Source organism: Streptomyces sp. NPDC002232, assembly GCF_042890295.1.
In the GTDB taxonomy this organism is placed as follows: domain Bacteria; phylum Actinomycetota; class Actinomycetes; order Streptomycetales; family Streptomycetaceae; genus Streptomyces.
In genome coordinates, this window is record NZ_JBIARV010000005.1 from 894,267 (window position 1) to 908,003 (window position 13,737).

Below are 13,737 nucleotides of genomic sequence, written 5' to 3' on the forward strand. Positions count from 1 at the left end.
GCGTCGGCGTCCGGCCGGGCGGGGGCGGCGCGGGGGGCGGGGCCGGGTCCTGGGCGCTCATTCGTCGTCCCAGTCGTCGAAGTCGGAGCTGGGCCGGGCGGAGCGGGCGGGCCCCGGAGACCTGCGGGGCCGGTCGCGGCCCGTGCGGTCGTACGGGTCGTCGCGGTCGTACCGGTCGTTCCGCTCGTACGCGTCCGGCTCGTACCGGTCGCGGCCGTCGTCGAACCCGTCGTCGCGACGGCCCCGGGACCGCTCGCGCTCGGAGCCCGACTCGACGCGGGTCGGTTCGTAGACCCGGGGGTCGTGGGCGGCCTCGCCGTGCTCCTCCTCGTCCCAGGGCTCGTCGCGGGCGCCCCGACGGTTCTCGGCCCGGGGCTCGTCGCGGACGCCCCGGCGGTCCTCGTCCCAGTCCGGGTCGCTCGGCTCCGGGGACGCCTCCTCCAGGGCGCGGCGTCGCCGGGGGGTGTCGCCCGAGGGGTTGAGGACCCGGTCGGTGATGCCGCCGAGGACGCTGCCGGTCTGGGACCGCAGGTACATGAGCACCTGGTACATCTGCTCGCCGATGTCGTGGCGTTCCAGGACGCCGGTGTCCAGGAGGCGGCTGAAGACGCGCAGGTAGTCGTCCTGGCCCTCGCGCCGTTCCTGCTGGAGCTGGGTGCGGATCTCCCACTGCTTGTCGGGGTGCATCGCCATGTGGTGCGCGATCTGGGCGAGGTCGCCGCGCCGGAAGAGGGCCTCCAGCTCGCGGGCGCGCTCGGCGACCAGGGCGCGGTTCGCGGCCTCGCTGGCCCGGCGTGCCTGGGCGACGCGGTCGTCGGCCTCCATGGTGACGCTGACGATGTCCCGCCGGGAGACCTCGGCCCTGACGGAGTCGTCGAGGTCGATGAAGACGAGGACCCGGGTCCGCAGGCCGATGTCCCTGCCGAAGCCGAGGCGCCCGGCGGCGAGTTCCTCGCGGACGGCCTCGTCGGCACGGTGCGCGTCGGTGATCCGATAGCGCCGGGAGATCCTGCGCAGCGCGTCGAGCAGCTCGTCGTGGAGCAGCTCGGCGACGTCCTCGACCTGTTCCTGGACGACCAGGTGCGGGTCGGTCACCACCCACTGCACCTTGGCGACGGCGTCGAAGAAGACGCCGTCCCCGGCGGCGGGCAGCTGGAGGCGGAACTCGGTGACGTTGCGCCCGAGCCGCACCTCGAAGACGGTGTACGGAGAGGCGAACATCGGCTTGTTGACGTCCTCCGTGCGGTCCGGCCAGATCACCCGGTGGCCGCCGTTGCGGTAGAGGAGCACGGCGGCGATCTTGCCGCTCCGGCGGCGGTACGGGGGCGCGTACTCGCCGACGAGGGGGCCGCGCGGGCGTCCGGGGGCGCGGGAGCCGCCGGTGGCCGCCGCGTGCGGCCGCACCCGGCCGCGCTGCCGCTCCTGCTCGTCCTCGCGGTCGAGGTCGGCATCGGGGTCGTCGTCCGGGTCGCGGGTGCCGGGGTGCTGTCCCCCGTTCTGCCGCTCGTACGGCCGGCGTCCGTCCCGGTCTTCGTACCGCTGACGCTCGCGCCCGTCCCGGTCCTGGTACCGGGGCCGGTCCCGGTCGTCACGGTCGTCCCGGGGCTCCCGGTCTTCGTATCGCTGCCGCTCCCGCCCGTCGCGGTCCTGGTACCTGCGCCGCTCGTCCCGGTCCCGCTCGTCCGGCCGCGCGTTCCTGTCCTGCTCGGGCCCGGTCATCGGTTCGCTCCTTCCGTCACGGCGTCCCACATCCGGCGCGCCGCGCTCCTGTCCAGGGGCCGGTCACGGTCCCGGACCAGTTCGTTGAGCAATCCCCTCAGCCGGTCGCGGTCGCGGCGGTCCACCGCGAGGCGCGGCAGGAAGGCGCGGACGTGCGCGAGCGCCCCGGGGTCCTTCGCGGCGCGCCGGAGCATGCCGCCGAGCGCTTCCAGGGCGGCCTCTCCGGAGCGGGCCGTGGCGAGCGTGTGCCGCAGCAGCCGGGCCAGTTCGGGGGCGAGGGCGGGCCGGGTGGCGAGGAGCGCGACGAGCAGGGGGCGGGCCGCGTGCTCGTCGAGCTCGGGCACCTCGCGCAGCCCCCACAGATGGGTGGTCCGGGTGCTGAGCGCCCGGATGACGGCGAGGTGCACCAGGTTGGCGAGGTTGACCCGGCCGTCGTCGAGCCACCCGTGGAGGCGGCTCACGACGGGTTCCGGTTCGCCCGAGGCGAGCAGCCGCGCCACGCTGAAGGAGGCGGGCACGAGCACGTCGATGTCGCTCGCCTCGCGGGTCCTGACGACCCGGGCCAGGGCGTCGAGCGAACCGGGGACGCTCCCCGCCGCCAGGACGTATCCGTGGGCGAGCAGCGCCGTCCGGACGAGGGTGTCCTCGCCCGAACCGGCCCAGTCCTTGAGCACGGCGGCGACGGCGGGCCGGACCCGCGGGTCCCGGGCGGCCTCGGCGAGCGCGGTGGCGGCGGCCATCCGGGCCCGGGGCTCGTCCGTCACGGCCAGCGGCACGACCAGCTCGCGGAAGCCGTGGATCCAGTCCCAGGAGCAGAGCACCCCGGCGGCGACGGAGGCCCGCACCCACACCTCGGGGCGGGCGTCGTCGCACAGGGCGCGCAGCCACCGGGCGACCGGGCCGCGGACGTTGTGGTAGCCGTGCCAGATCTCGCCGAGGACGGCTCCGGCCAGCGCCTCGCCCTGGAAGCGGACGGCGCGCACCGGCACCTTGGCGGGGCCGAGGTCCAGCTCGCCGTCCTCCAGGACGGCCCTGGCCTGCACGGGCCGGTGTTCGGCGTGGGTGCCGAACAGGCGCCGCCCCGGGGCGTGGTCGGGGTCGAGCGTGACGGCGAGTTCCCAGGCGAGGAGCTCGGCGGCCTCGGCGGCGAGGCTGTAGGCGGAGCCGTCGAAGACGGCGACGGCGACGCGGAACGCGCCGGCGTTCAGGACCGGCAGCGCCTCGGGGAGCGCGCCGGGCCGGTCGGCGCCGGCGAACCACTCGCGGGCCTGCGAGCGGACGAAGCTGGTGCATTCGACGAGGAGTTCCGCGTCGGTCATCTCGCCGCGCCAGTGCCGGGCCAGGTGGTCGGCGAGCCGGGCGGCCTCGCGGGGCCGCAGCTCCTCAAGGCCGAGGGCCCGGACGACGTCGGGTCGCCGGGCCCGCGCGCGTGCGGAGCCGAGGGCCTCGTCGGGCTCGGCGCGCAGCCGGTGCCAGAGGTGGCGGTGGAGGACCTCGTCGGCCGGCGGGGGCGGGCAGTACATCCCGTACCGTCCGCGCAGCAGCCGGTCGGCGAGCTCCCCGTTCTCGACGAGGACGATCCCGTACGCCTCCCGGCCGCGCAGGAGTTCGCCGAAGCGGTCGAGGTGCAGCTCGGAGAGGCGGGTGGCGGGGCGGCGGGCGACACTCGTGTGCTCGCCCCGGCCGGAGCGGGCGGGGCGGGGCTCGCTCTCGGTGCGGACGTCCTCCGTGAGCAGCTCCAGGAGATGGCCGCCGCTCTCCTGGAGGGCGTCCTCGGTGATCTCGTCGACGCCGTGACGGGGGTCGAGGCGGAAGACCTTGCCGCCGGTGAGCTCGTCGAGGAGGGCGAGCGCGGTGGCCTTGCGGCCGCTGCCGGGTTCGCCGCACAGGACGAGGACCCGGTGGTCGCGGAGCCGGTCGCGCATCCGGGCGTATCCCGCGGTCGCGCAGTACACCCGGCCCAGGTGGTCGAGCGTCTCGGGCGGGACGGGGCCCTGGACGAAGAGGGAGCGGTCGGAGCCGTACAGGGCGAAGATCTGGTTGCCCTCGAAGACCGTGCCGTCGCCGTGGATGGTGGTCAGGCGGTCGGCCGCGCCGCCCGCCCAGGTGCGGACGGCCCGCAGCGCGGTGGCGGCGCCGCCGGTGTCGCTCTCGCCGCCGAGGGGGCCCCGGTCGGCGGCGGCGAAGACGCTGGGCTCGCGCGGCTGGTCGCCGGCGCCGTCGGCCCGCTCGCCGTCGCGGTCGCGGTCGGAGCGGTTTCCACGGTCGCCGCGATCGCCCCGCTCGCCGCTCCGGTCGTGCCCGTCCCCCCGCTCGCCGCCCCGGCCGCCGTCGCCCCGGTCCCCCCGGTCGTCGCGGTCGTGGCCCGAGTCCGGGGAGTCGTTGCCCGACGGCTCGTCCGGGTCGCTCACCGCTGTTCACCCGCCTCCGCGCCGGAGCCCTTCTGTATGCCGGTGAAGTTCCCGTGGATCGTGTTGCCGTGGACGTCGAGCAGGTCTCCCCCGACGTGGTACGTACGGTTCCCGCCCTTGGTCCGGGGCGTTGGGCCGTCCCCCCGCGACGGCCCAACGCCGGTCCGTGGACCCCCGGCCGGAGTCCGCTCCCCCTCGCGCGCCGGCGGCTGCGTGTCCGTCCCGGTCAGCGGCGGGGCGGGGCTGCGCGGTACGTGGAACCACGCGGTCTCGTCGGTCTCCTTGGACCGGATGCGGGCGGGCCGGTAGTGGGCCGGCTCGACGTACCGCCCGCCCTCGGCGACCACGTTCCCGTACAGCCAGTCGGAGACCACGACCAGCAGGTCGGTCTCCGGGCTCTCCGTCATGATGCGCTTGGCCGGCGCGCTGTCGCAGAGCCGGGCGGCGAGGTCCACCGCCCGTCCGACGAGGCCGTGGGCGTCCTGCGCGACGAGCCCGGCGTTCATGCCGATCCGCAGCCGCAGGCGGCGGCTCCGGCCCCTGTTGTGGGCGCGCAGGCTCTCGTAGAGGGTGTCGATCCACCGTCCGACCATCAGCGTCGGCGGCACGTCGGGGCGCAGGGCGGCCAGGATGCCGTCTCCCCGGTCCTCCTGGTGGAAGGTGCCGGGCTCGACGCCGACGGAACCGTACGCCTCGTCGAACGCGGCGTACATCCCGGCCCGGTGGAGCTCCTTCTCGGCCATGTCGAGGGTCCCGGAGCCGCAGATGTCGCCGAAGACGACGAACCGGTGGATCCCGCCCGCTACCCCGTTCACTCCCGGACTGCTCACTCTCGGACTCCCTGTGTGTGGTGCCGTGGTGGTGCGCGTTCCAGACTGGCCGCGCGGCGCGGCCTGCGATGTAGCCGTTTACACACCCGGCGGAGATTCGTCCGCCGGGTTTCCGCCGGGGCGCGCGCGCCCCTGCGCGAGCAGCACCAGGACCGGCATGTCGAGGACGACGACGGTGCGGTTCGCGGTGCGGACGACGTCCTGTTCCCGCAGCAGGCGCAACGCCTTCGCCACGGCCTCCCGGGTGGCTCCGATGGCCGCCGCCAGGTCGTGCTGGGGCAGCGGGAGGTCCAGTACGGTCCCGCCGTCGGACCGTCGTCCGGCGCGCTCGGCCAGCTCGACGAGCCGGGCGGCGAGGCGCTGGAGGACGGTCTCGGAGGCGAGCGCGCGGCGTTCGACGTCGGCGCTGCGCAGCCGGGTCGCGAGCTGGCGCATGATCAGCGCGGTGGCGTGCGGCCGGGCGGCGAGGAAGCGCCGGAACCGGTCGCCGGAGACGGCGACGGCCTCGACCGTGCCGAGGGCGGTGACGCTGGCGCTGCGCGGGCCCCGGTCGACGGCAGCGAGGTCCCCGACGACCTCGCCCGCGCCGCGCAGGGCGAGGATGAGCCGCGATCCGCGCTCGGTGCCGACGGAGACGACGGACCAGCCGGAGAGGAGCGCCAGGACGTAGGCGCTGGTGTCGCGCTCGCGGATCATCACCTCCCCGGGTGCGTAGACGCGCCGGGCGCCTTCGGCGAGGAGCGACCGCCGGTCGGCCGCGGGCAGGGCGTGGAGGAAGGAGCGGTCCTGGCCGAAGAGACTCATCGCCGCTCACCCCCCGTACCGTCCCGCGGGCCTTCCTGGGAAGACCGTCCACCGGTGGCCGCCCGGCGTATTCGCGTGTGTGTTCCCACCTCATGTGGCGTGCTACGCCACACTATTGACGCTGCGTCACGTCATGGGGTGAAGAACGCTAGAGGGTGCGGAAGAAACGCGTCAACGAGCACGGGGGGCGCAGGGAAGCGCCGCCTGCGGCACCCCTGCGCCCCCCGTGGGAGCGATGCGCGGATGATCGCGGAGCGATCCGCACGTGATCGCGGAACGATCCACATGTGATCGGGGAGCCTATGTGGGCGGGATGGGGAGCGACGGGCCGATGGTCGGGGAGCGATCCGCAGGTGATCGAGGGGCGATCGGCCCGTGATCGGAGAGCGGTGCGCCGGTGATCGGTGGGGGCGCGCGCGAAGTCTTCGTCGTGCCTTCGCGCGCGCCCCCACCGGACTGCGCGCTTCCGCCCGGTGTCGCCGGCATCCCGGCGACACCGGGCCTCGGCGACACCGGGACGGCGCCGGGCCTCGGCGGCGCCGGGCCTCAGAGGCGCGGGTCGACCGGCTCCGACTCCAGGGCGAGGACCGCGAAGACGGCCTCGTGGACCCGCCAGAGCGGTTCCCCCGTCGCGAGCCGGTCGAGCGCCTCCAGACCGAGCGCGTACTCCCGCAGCGCGAGGGACCGCTTGTGGCCGAGGAACCGCTGCCGCAGCCGCTCCAGGTTCTCCGGGCGGGTGTACTCGGGGCCGTAGATGATCCGCAGGTACTCCCGCCCGCGCACCTTCACGCCGGGCTGCCCGAGCCGTCCGCTGCCGTCGCGGACGAGCGCCGCCAGCGGCTTGACGACCATGCCCTCGCCGCCCGCCCCGGTCAGCTCCAGCCACCAGTCGGTGCCCGCGCGGACCGAGGCCTCGTCGCCGGTGTCGACGACGAGCCTGCGGGTGACCTGGAGGAGCCCGGTCGGGTCGTGCTCGACGAGCCGGTCGAGCCAGGCCAGCTGGGCGTCGTGCGGCACGTCCGCGAGCGAGCGGCCGCGCGCCGCGAGCAGCTGGAACGGCGCGAAGCGCACCCCCTCCAGGCCCTCGGTGGGCCAGCAGTACCTGCGGTACGCCTCGGTGAAGGCCTCGGCGTCCACGGCCCGGTCCCGCTGCCGGGCGAGCAGCCCGTCGATCCCCTCGACCCCGCGCCCCACCGCCCGCTCCAGGGCGTCGATCGCCCCGGGCAGGACGGCTCCGGAGGCCGCGCCGACCGCCGCGTATTGCGCGCGGAGCAGGCCCGCCGACTTGAGCGACCACGGCATCAGCTCGCCGTCGAGCAGCAGCCAGTCCGTGTCGAGCTCCTCCCAGAGCCCGGCGGCGCCGATCGCGGTCCGCAGCCGGCCGAGGACCTCCTCGGTGACCTCGCGGTCGTCGAAGAAGGGCCGTCCGGTACGGGTGTGCAGCGCGCCCGTCACCCCGCCGACGCCGAAGCGCTCGCGGGCCACCTCCTCGTCGCGGCAGACGAGGGCCACGGCCCGGGAGCCCATGTGCTTCTCCTCGCACACGACCCGCTCGACACCGTCCGCCCGGTACTGGGCGAAGGCCTCGGCCGGGTGCTCCAGGTAGCCCTCCTCACGGGAGGTGGCCGTGGGCGCCATGGTGGGCGGCAGGTAGGCGAGCAGCCTGGGGTCGACGGCGAAGCGGCTCATGACCTCCAGGGCCGCCGCGGCGTTCTCCTCGCGCACGGCGACGTTCCCGAGGTGACGGGTCTCCACGATCCGCCGTCCGTGCACGTCGGCCAGGTCCAGGGGGCGTCCCTGGTGCCCGCCGGGCGCCTCGGTGGCGAGGGGCCGCGCCGGCTCGTACCAGACCCGCTCCGCGGGCACGTCGACGAGCTCGCGCTCCGGCCAGCGCAGCGCGGTCATCTTCCCGCCGAAGACGGCCCCGGTGTCGAGGCAGAGCGTGTTGTTGATCCAGGAGGTGTTCGGCACGGGGGTGTGCCCGTAGACGACGGTGGCCCGGCCCCGGTACTCCTCCGCCCACGGGTAGCGCACCGGAAGCCCGAACTCGTCGGTCTCACCCGTGGTGTCCCCGTACAGCGCGTGCGAGCGGACCCGCCCGGAGGTGCGGCCGTGGTACTTCTCCGGCAGACCGGCGTGACAGACCACGAGGTTCCCGCCGTCGAGCACGTAGTGGCTGACGAGTCCCTCGATGAACCGTCCGACCTCCGCCCGGAACTCCTCGCTCTCGCGCCCCAGCTGCTCGATGGTCTCGGCGAGTCCGTGCGTCTCCTGGACCTTCCGTCCCTTGAGCCACCGGCCGAGCTTGTTCTCGTGGTTGCCGGGGACGCACAGGGCGTCGCCGGCCGCGACCATCGCCATGACGCGGCGCAGGACGCCCGGCGAGTCCGGACCCCGGTCGACGAGATCGCCGACGAAGACGGCCGTCCGCCCCTCGGGGTGGTGTCCGTCGACGTAGCCGAGCTTCGCGAGCAGGGTCTCCAGCTCGGAGCGGCAGCCGTGGATGTCGCCGATGACGTCGAACGGCCCGGTGAGGTGCCGCAGGTCGTTGAAGCGGCGCTCCAGGACGACCTCGGCCTCCTCGACCTCCTCCACCGAGCGCAGCACGTGCACCTTGCGGAAGCCCTCGCGCTCCAGTCCGCGCAGCGAACGGCGCAGCTCGCGCCGGTGCCGCGGGATGACGTGCGGGGGCAGGTCCGCCCGGTCGGGCCGCGCGGCGTTCCGGGTGCGGCACACCTCCTCGGGCAGGTCGAGGACGATCGCGATCGGCAGCACGTCGTGGGCCCTGGCCAGCTGGACGAGCTGACGCCGGGCCTCCGGCTGCACGTTCGTGGCGTCGACGACGGTGAGCCGTCCGGCCGCGAGGCGCTTGCCCGCGATGTGGTGCAGGACGTCGAAGGCGTCCCGGCTCGCGGACTGGTCGTTCTCGTCGTCGGCGACGAGCCCCCGGCAGAAGTCGGAGGACAGGACCTCGGTCGGCCTGAAGTGGCGCCGGGCGAAGGTCGACTTGCCGGAACCGGTGGCACCGACCAGCACCACGAGGGACAGATCGGTGACGGGCAGGGTGCGGGTCATGCGGCTGCCTCCTTCGAGGACCCGTCGGAACGGTGGTCGGTGGCGTGGTCGGTGGTGTCGTGGGTGCGGTGGTCGGTGGTGTCGGTGGTGTCGGGGGTCAGGTGGTCGGTGCGGTGGTCGGTGCCCGTGCCGGTGCCATTGCTGGTGCCCGTGCCGGTGCCGTTGCCGTTGCCCGTGCCGGTGCCGGTGCCGGTGCCGTTGCCGGAATGGCCTGCGTCACGGCTGTCCGTACGACGGAAGACGGCCATCTGCGTCGGGGGGCCGACCTCCGGGTCGTCCGGTCCCACGGGGGCGAACCCGACTGCGTAGCCGTACTGGCCCGCGATCCCCGCCGCCCAGTCCCGGAACTCCTTCCGGGTCCATTCGAAACGGTGGTCGCCGTGCCGGACGTGCCCGGCCGGGAGCGTCTCCCAGAGGACGTTGTACTCGACGTTCGGCGTGGTCACGACGACCGTGCCGGGCCGGGCCGAGCCGAACACCGCGAACTCCAGCGCCGGCAGCCTCGGCAGGTCCAGGTGCTCGATCACCTCGCTGAGCACGGCGGCGTCGTAGCCGGCCAGCCGCTTGTCGGTGTACGCGAGGGAACCCTGCGTCAGCTTCACCCGCGCGGCCTGCCGCTCCCCCATCCGGTCGAGGCGCAGCCGGCGCGCGGCGATGCCCAGGGCCCGCGCGGAGACGTCGACGCCGACGATCTCCGTGAAGCGCGGGTCCTTGAGCAGGGCCTGCACCAACTGGCCCTGTCCGCAGCCCAGGTCGAGCACCCGGCTCGCGCCGGCCGCCGTGAGGGCGCCGAGGATCGCCTCGCGCCGCCGCTCGGCGAGCGGCACGGGACGCTCCTCCGTGTCGGTGGTCTCGTCGACGGCGTTGTCGACGTCCTCCACGTCGAGGCCCTCGGCCTCGGCGAGCCGCACCAGTTCGAGCCGCTCCGTCGCCTCGCGGGCCAGGCCCCGGCGACGCGAGAGGTAGCGGGCGGTGATCAGCTTCCGCTCGGGGTGGCCGGCCAGCCAGCCGTCACCGGCGCGCAGCAGCTTGTCGACCTCGTCGGGCGCGACCCAGTAGTGCTTGGCGTCGTCGAGGACGGGCAGCAGGACGTACAGGTGGTTGAGGGCGTCCGCGAGCCGCAGTTCGCCCTCCAGGACCAGTCGCACGTACCGCGAGTCGCCCCACGCGGGGAACTCCCGGTCCAGCGGCACCGGTTCGGCCTCCACGGTGGCCCAGCCCAGCGGCCCGAACAGCGCGCGCACCAGCTCCGCGCCGCCCCGGGCGGGGAGCGCGGGGACCTCGACGCGCAGCGGCAGCGGCGCGGCCGCCCGCTCGGGCATCGCCTTGCACTCGCCGTGCAGCGCCGTCTTGAAGACCTTGGCGAGCGCGACCGCGAGCAGCGAGGACGCCGCGTAGGGACGGTCGTTCACGTACTGCGCGAGCGCCGAGTCCGGGGCGCCGCCCCGGCCCTTGCCCTTGCCGCGGCGCACCAGCGCCACGGGGTCCACCTCCAGGAGGAGTGCCGCGGTGCACCGCTCGGCGCTCGCCTCGGGATAGAGGACGTGCGCCGTGCCGTGCGAGGTCGGGAACGTCTGCGCCCGCTCGGGATGCTTGTGCAGCAGGAAGCCGAGATCGGTCGCGGGTCGCTCCGGGTTGCCGGTCGTACTGATCGTCAGGAACACGTCTTCGAGTATGGTTCGCCCCTCCCCTCCCCACCAGGCATTTTCCGTGCCGCCGGGCCGGGGCGCGCCTCCCTCAGCCGGTGCCGTCCCCCCTCTCCGCCGCCAGGGTGCCGGCGAGCGCGCCGATGGTCTCCGGCCCGACGCGGCAGCAGCCGCCGACCAGCCGGGCGCCCGCCCCGGCCCAGGCGAGGGCCCGCTCCGGGTCGAAGGCCATGTCCCCGCTCCAGCCCCGCGCGCGGGCGTCCCACCGCTCCCCGCTGTTGGGGTAGACCACGGCCGGCTTCCCGGTGACGGCCACGGCGAGCTCCACGGCGTCCCCCGCCTCCGCGGGGTCGCAGCAGTTCACCCCGACGGCCACGACCTGGTCGTTCCCCGCGGCGACCGCGAAGGCCTCCGCGAGGTCCTGCCCGGCCCGGGTCCGGCCGCCCTCGACGGTGTACGAGAGCCACACCGGCACCCCGCACCCCTCGACCGCCCGCAGCAGCGCCGCCGCCTCGTCCGCGTCCGGCACCGTCTCCAGGGCCAGAACGTCCGGCCCGGCCGCCGCGAGCACCTCGATCCGGGGCCGGTGGAACCGCTCGAGAGCGCCCACGGTCAGCCCGTACCGTCCCCGGTACTCGCTGCCGTCGGCGAGCATCGCCCCGTACGGTCCGACGGACGCGGCGACCCACACCTCCTCTCCCACGGCCTCCCCCGCCGACCTGGCGAGCTCCACGCTCCGGGCGAGCAGCCGCGCGGCCTCCTCACGGCCCGCGCCCCGCCGGGCGAAGCCCTCGAACGTGGCCTGATAGCTGGACGTGATCAGCACCCGGGCCCCGGCCCGCACGTAGGCCGTGTGGGCCGCCTCGATCTGCTCGGGCCCGTCGGCGAGGAGCCGCGCGGACCAGAGCGCGTCCGAGAGGTCGCAGCCCTGCGCCTCCAGCTGGTTGGACAGGCCGCCGTCGAAGACGAGCACCCCCGCCCCGAGGGCCTCGGCGAGCGTTCGTTCCGGTCTCATCGCCGCGCTCCGCTCACGCCAGCTGCGACTGGACCCGGGCGGAGATCAGCTCCAGGTGGTCGAGGTCCTCCAGGTCCAGGATCTGGAGGTAGACCCGGGAGGAGCCGATCGCCGCGTACCGCCCGAGCTTGTCGACGACCTCGGCGGGCGTGCCCGCGAGCCCGTTCGCCCTGAGCTCGTCCACGTCCCGGCCGATGGCGGCGGCCCGCCGGGCGACCTCGGCGTCGTCCTTGCCGACGCAGACCACCAGCGCGTTGGAGTACACCAGGTCACCGGCGGGCCGCCCGGCCGCCTCGGCGGCGGCCCGGACCCGGCCGAACTGCCGCTCGCTGTCCTCGACCGAGGCGAACGGGATGTTGAACTCGTCCGCGTACCGCGCGGCGAGGCGCGGCGTCCGGCTCGCGCCGTGCCCGCCGATCAGCACCGGGACCTTGGCCTGGGCCGGCTTCGGCAGCGCGGGCGAGTCGGCGAGCCGGTAGTACTCCCCGTCGTAGCTGAACGTCTTCCCGACCTCCGTCGCCCACAGGCCGGTGACGATCGCCAGCTGCTCCTCCAGACGGCCGAACCGCTCCTTCGGGAAGGGGATGCCGTAGGCCTTGTGCTCCTGCTCGAACCAGCCCGCTCCAAGACCCAGTTCGACCCGGCCGCCGGACATCCGGTCGACCTGGGCGACCTGGATGGCGAGGACGCCGGGGAGCCGGAACGTCCCTGCCGTCATCAGGGTGCCGAGCCGGATCCGCTTCGTCTCCCGCGCCAGGCCGGCCAGGGTGATCCAGGCGTCCGTGGGTCCGGGCAGCCCGTCGGCGGATCCCATGCTGAGGTAGTGGTCGGATCGGAAGAAGGCGTCGAATCCGAGCTCCTCGGTGGCCCGGGCCACCGCGAGGAGGGTGTCGTAGTCGGCCCCCTGCTGGGGTTCCGTGAAGATGCGAAGATCCATACCTCCATCCTGCACCGTCGGGTGCCCGTCAACCTCGCCGTCAGCGCCCGGTCCGCACCGGCTCGGTCGGGTGAACATCCGGCCCCCAGGCGGGCCGCGTCTCCACCGGCCAGTGACCGGGGAGGGGCATCGTCGTTGGCTCGGGCGGAGCCGGACCGCCCGGCCCGCGCGCCGGCGGCCGCTGCCGGTGCGTCTCCCTCACGGCCCCGCCCTCGGCGGCGGTGCCGGGGCCGAGGAGGCCGCCATGTCCCAGGAAGCCGCGCCGGAGCGGGCCGTACCCGAACAGCCGGTGCCGCGGTCCGTGCCCGAGCAGAAGGGCGCCGGCGCCCCCCAGGGTCTGCTCCAGCAGATGGAGGAGCTGATGGCGGCGCTCTCCGCCGACCTCTCCCAGCTGGACGCCGACCTCCAGTCCATCCCGGACCACCACACCCCGCCCAGGGTGCGGGACCAGGAGCCGGGGCGGGAGGCGGGGCCGGCTCGGGAGGCGGGGCCGAAGCCGGAGAGCCCGGAGGAGCGCATCCAGCACCCGTAGCAGCGTCGGCACGACGGCCCAGGCACCGCCACAGCCACCGGCACTGGCACCGCCACCGCCACCGCTACAGCCACCGGCACCTGCACCGGCCCCGGCCCCGGCCCCGGCCCCGGCCTCAGCAAGAGTCCCTACCGATCGGCTCCGCGCCGCCCCGTCCTCCCGCGCCCCGTCTCCCCTCGCCCCGCGCCTGACCGCGCTCACCACGTCGGGCTCCGGCCCGGGCCCGCTCCTCCTCGGGCGGGGTCGGGCGGGCGGGCGCGCTCACCGTCGCGCACGGCGAGCCGTCGCAGCATCCCGCGCACCCGGTCGCTCGACTCGTCGGCGGCATCGATGGCCTCGATGCACTGCCAGTAGAGCCCCTCCTCGTCCGTGGCACAGGCCACCCCCACCAGCGCGATCCCCACCTCTCCCAGCAGCTCCCCCAGCTCGGTCAACGCTCCCCACGGATCCGCCACTTCGGTCAGCTGGGCCGCGCGCGGCCCAGCCGATCCCCAGGTCGGGTACTCCCCGATCTCGCTCAGCCCCCGTGCCTCACCGCGCAGCTCCATGGGCCCGCAGAGCGCGAGGTGCCTTCCTATCGCCTGGGCGAGCGCCTGCGCCTGCCAGGCCTCCGCCACGATGTCCTGTGCTGTCCCGCTCTCCGCCAACGCGTGCCGGCCAAGCGTGATGAGTCGTTCCGCTTCCATCAACGCCGCCCCCGTTCGTACGACTTACTGCCCACTCACTCCATTACCCAGAGTGAGGCCGCCTGAGCCTCAACACCAGAGG

General features: G+C 75.0%; 10 protein-coding genes. 1 reads left to right on the forward strand and 9 read right to left on the reverse strand.

The features are described from left to right. Positions 1-57 precede the first annotated feature (57 nt). The 8 genes from ACFYXU_RS27100 to ACFYXU_RS27135 form a co-directional block, all read right to left on the reverse strand. The gene (locus ACFYXU_RS27100; protein WP_389460360.1) at positions 58-1,719 is read right to left on the reverse strand and encodes a hypothetical protein; all 1,662 of its coding nucleotides are present in this window, start codon (positions 1,717-1,719) and stop codon (positions 58-60) included. Next, positions 1,716-4,130, reverse strand: coding sequence for a hypothetical protein (locus tag ACFYXU_RS27105; protein ID WP_389460362.1), 2,415 nt, complete (start codon positions 4,128-4,130; stop codon positions 1,716-1,718). Before ACFYXU_RS27105 ends, ACFYXU_RS27100 begins: the two co-directional genes overlap by 4 nt. Next, positions 4,127-4,960, reverse strand: a complete 834-nt coding sequence (locus ACFYXU_RS27110) for a hypothetical protein (RefSeq protein WP_389460364.1) — start codon at positions 4,958-4,960, stop codon at positions 4,127-4,129. Before ACFYXU_RS27110 ends, ACFYXU_RS27105 begins: the two co-directional genes overlap by 4 nt. Before the next feature lie 78 nt (positions 4,961-5,038). Continuing rightward, on the reverse strand, positions 5,039-5,764 hold the full coding sequence (locus tag ACFYXU_RS27115; protein WP_329857151.1) for a Crp/Fnr family transcriptional regulator: 726 nt from the start codon (positions 5,762-5,764) through the stop codon (positions 5,039-5,041). 546 nt (positions 5,765-6,310) lie between these two features. Next, positions 6,311-8,839 carry a polynucleotide kinase-phosphatase gene (locus ACFYXU_RS27120; RefSeq protein ID WP_389460366.1) on the reverse strand — a complete coding sequence of 843 codons (2,529 nt, stop codon included), beginning with the start codon at positions 8,837-8,839 and terminating at the stop codon, positions 6,311-6,313. Continuing rightward, positions 8,836-10,503: a 3' terminal RNA ribose 2'-O-methyltransferase Hen1 gene (locus tag ACFYXU_RS27125; protein WP_389460368.1), complete on the reverse strand. Its 1,668-nt coding sequence runs from the start codon at positions 10,501-10,503 to the stop codon at positions 8,836-8,838. Before ACFYXU_RS27125 ends, ACFYXU_RS27120 begins: the two co-directional genes overlap by 4 nt. 73 nt (positions 10,504-10,576) lie before the next feature. Next, positions 10,577-11,500 (reverse strand): homocysteine S-methyltransferase, encoded by a 924-nt coding sequence (gene mmuM, locus ACFYXU_RS27130; RefSeq protein WP_389460370.1) that lies wholly within the window; start codon positions 11,498-11,500, stop codon positions 10,577-10,579. Between the two features lie 13 nt (positions 11,501-11,513). Then, a complete protein-coding gene (locus ACFYXU_RS27135; RefSeq protein WP_389408496.1) occupies positions 11,514-12,437 on the reverse strand; it encodes an LLM class F420-dependent oxidoreductase in 924 nt (307 codons plus the stop codon). Between the two features lie 244 nt (positions 12,438-12,681). On the opposite strand from ACFYXU_RS27135, the gene ACFYXU_RS27140 reads away from it, so the two are divergent. Beyond that, positions 12,682-12,969 carry a hypothetical protein gene (locus ACFYXU_RS27140; protein ID WP_389408590.1) on the forward strand — a complete coding sequence of 96 codons (288 nt, stop codon included), beginning with the start codon at positions 12,682-12,684 and terminating at the stop codon, positions 12,967-12,969. Between the two features lie 197 nt (positions 12,970-13,166). Here the strand turns inward: ACFYXU_RS27140 and ACFYXU_RS27145 are convergent, their stop codons facing one another. Then, a complete protein-coding gene (locus ACFYXU_RS27145) occupies positions 13,167-13,655 on the reverse strand; it encodes a DUF6099 family protein (RefSeq protein ID WP_376511153.1) in 489 nt (162 codons plus the stop codon). Positions 13,656-13,737: the final 82 nt, after the last annotated feature.

Excerpts from the sequence above, each read along its gene's own strand:
- ACFYXU_RS27100 (WP_389460360.1), bottom strand. The coding sequence starts at position 1,719 with ATGACCGGGCCCGAGCAGGACAGGAACGCGCGGCCGGACGAGCGGGAC.
- ACFYXU_RS27115 (WP_329857151.1), bottom strand. The coding sequence starts at position 5,764 with ATGAGTCTCTTCGGCCAGGACCGCTCCTTCCTCCACGCCCTGCCCGCG.
- ACFYXU_RS27120 (WP_389460366.1), bottom strand. The coding sequence starts at position 8,839 with ATGACCCGCACCCTGCCCGTCACCGATCTGTCCCTCGTGGTGCTGGTC.
- mmuM (WP_389460370.1), bottom strand. The coding sequence starts at position 11,500 with ATGAGACCGGAACGAACGCTCGCCGAGGCCCTCGGGGCGGGGGTGCTC.
- ACFYXU_RS27135 (WP_389408496.1), bottom strand. The coding sequence starts at position 12,437 with ATGGATCTTCGCATCTTCACGGAACCCCAGCAGGGGGCCGACTACGAC.
- ACFYXU_RS27140 (WP_389408590.1), top strand. The coding sequence starts at position 12,682 with ATGTCCCAGGAAGCCGCGCCGGAGCGGGCCGTACCCGAACAGCCGGTG.
- ACFYXU_RS27145 (WP_376511153.1), bottom strand. The coding sequence starts at position 13,655 with ATGGAAGCGGAACGACTCATCACGCTTGGCCGGCACGCGTTGGCGGAG.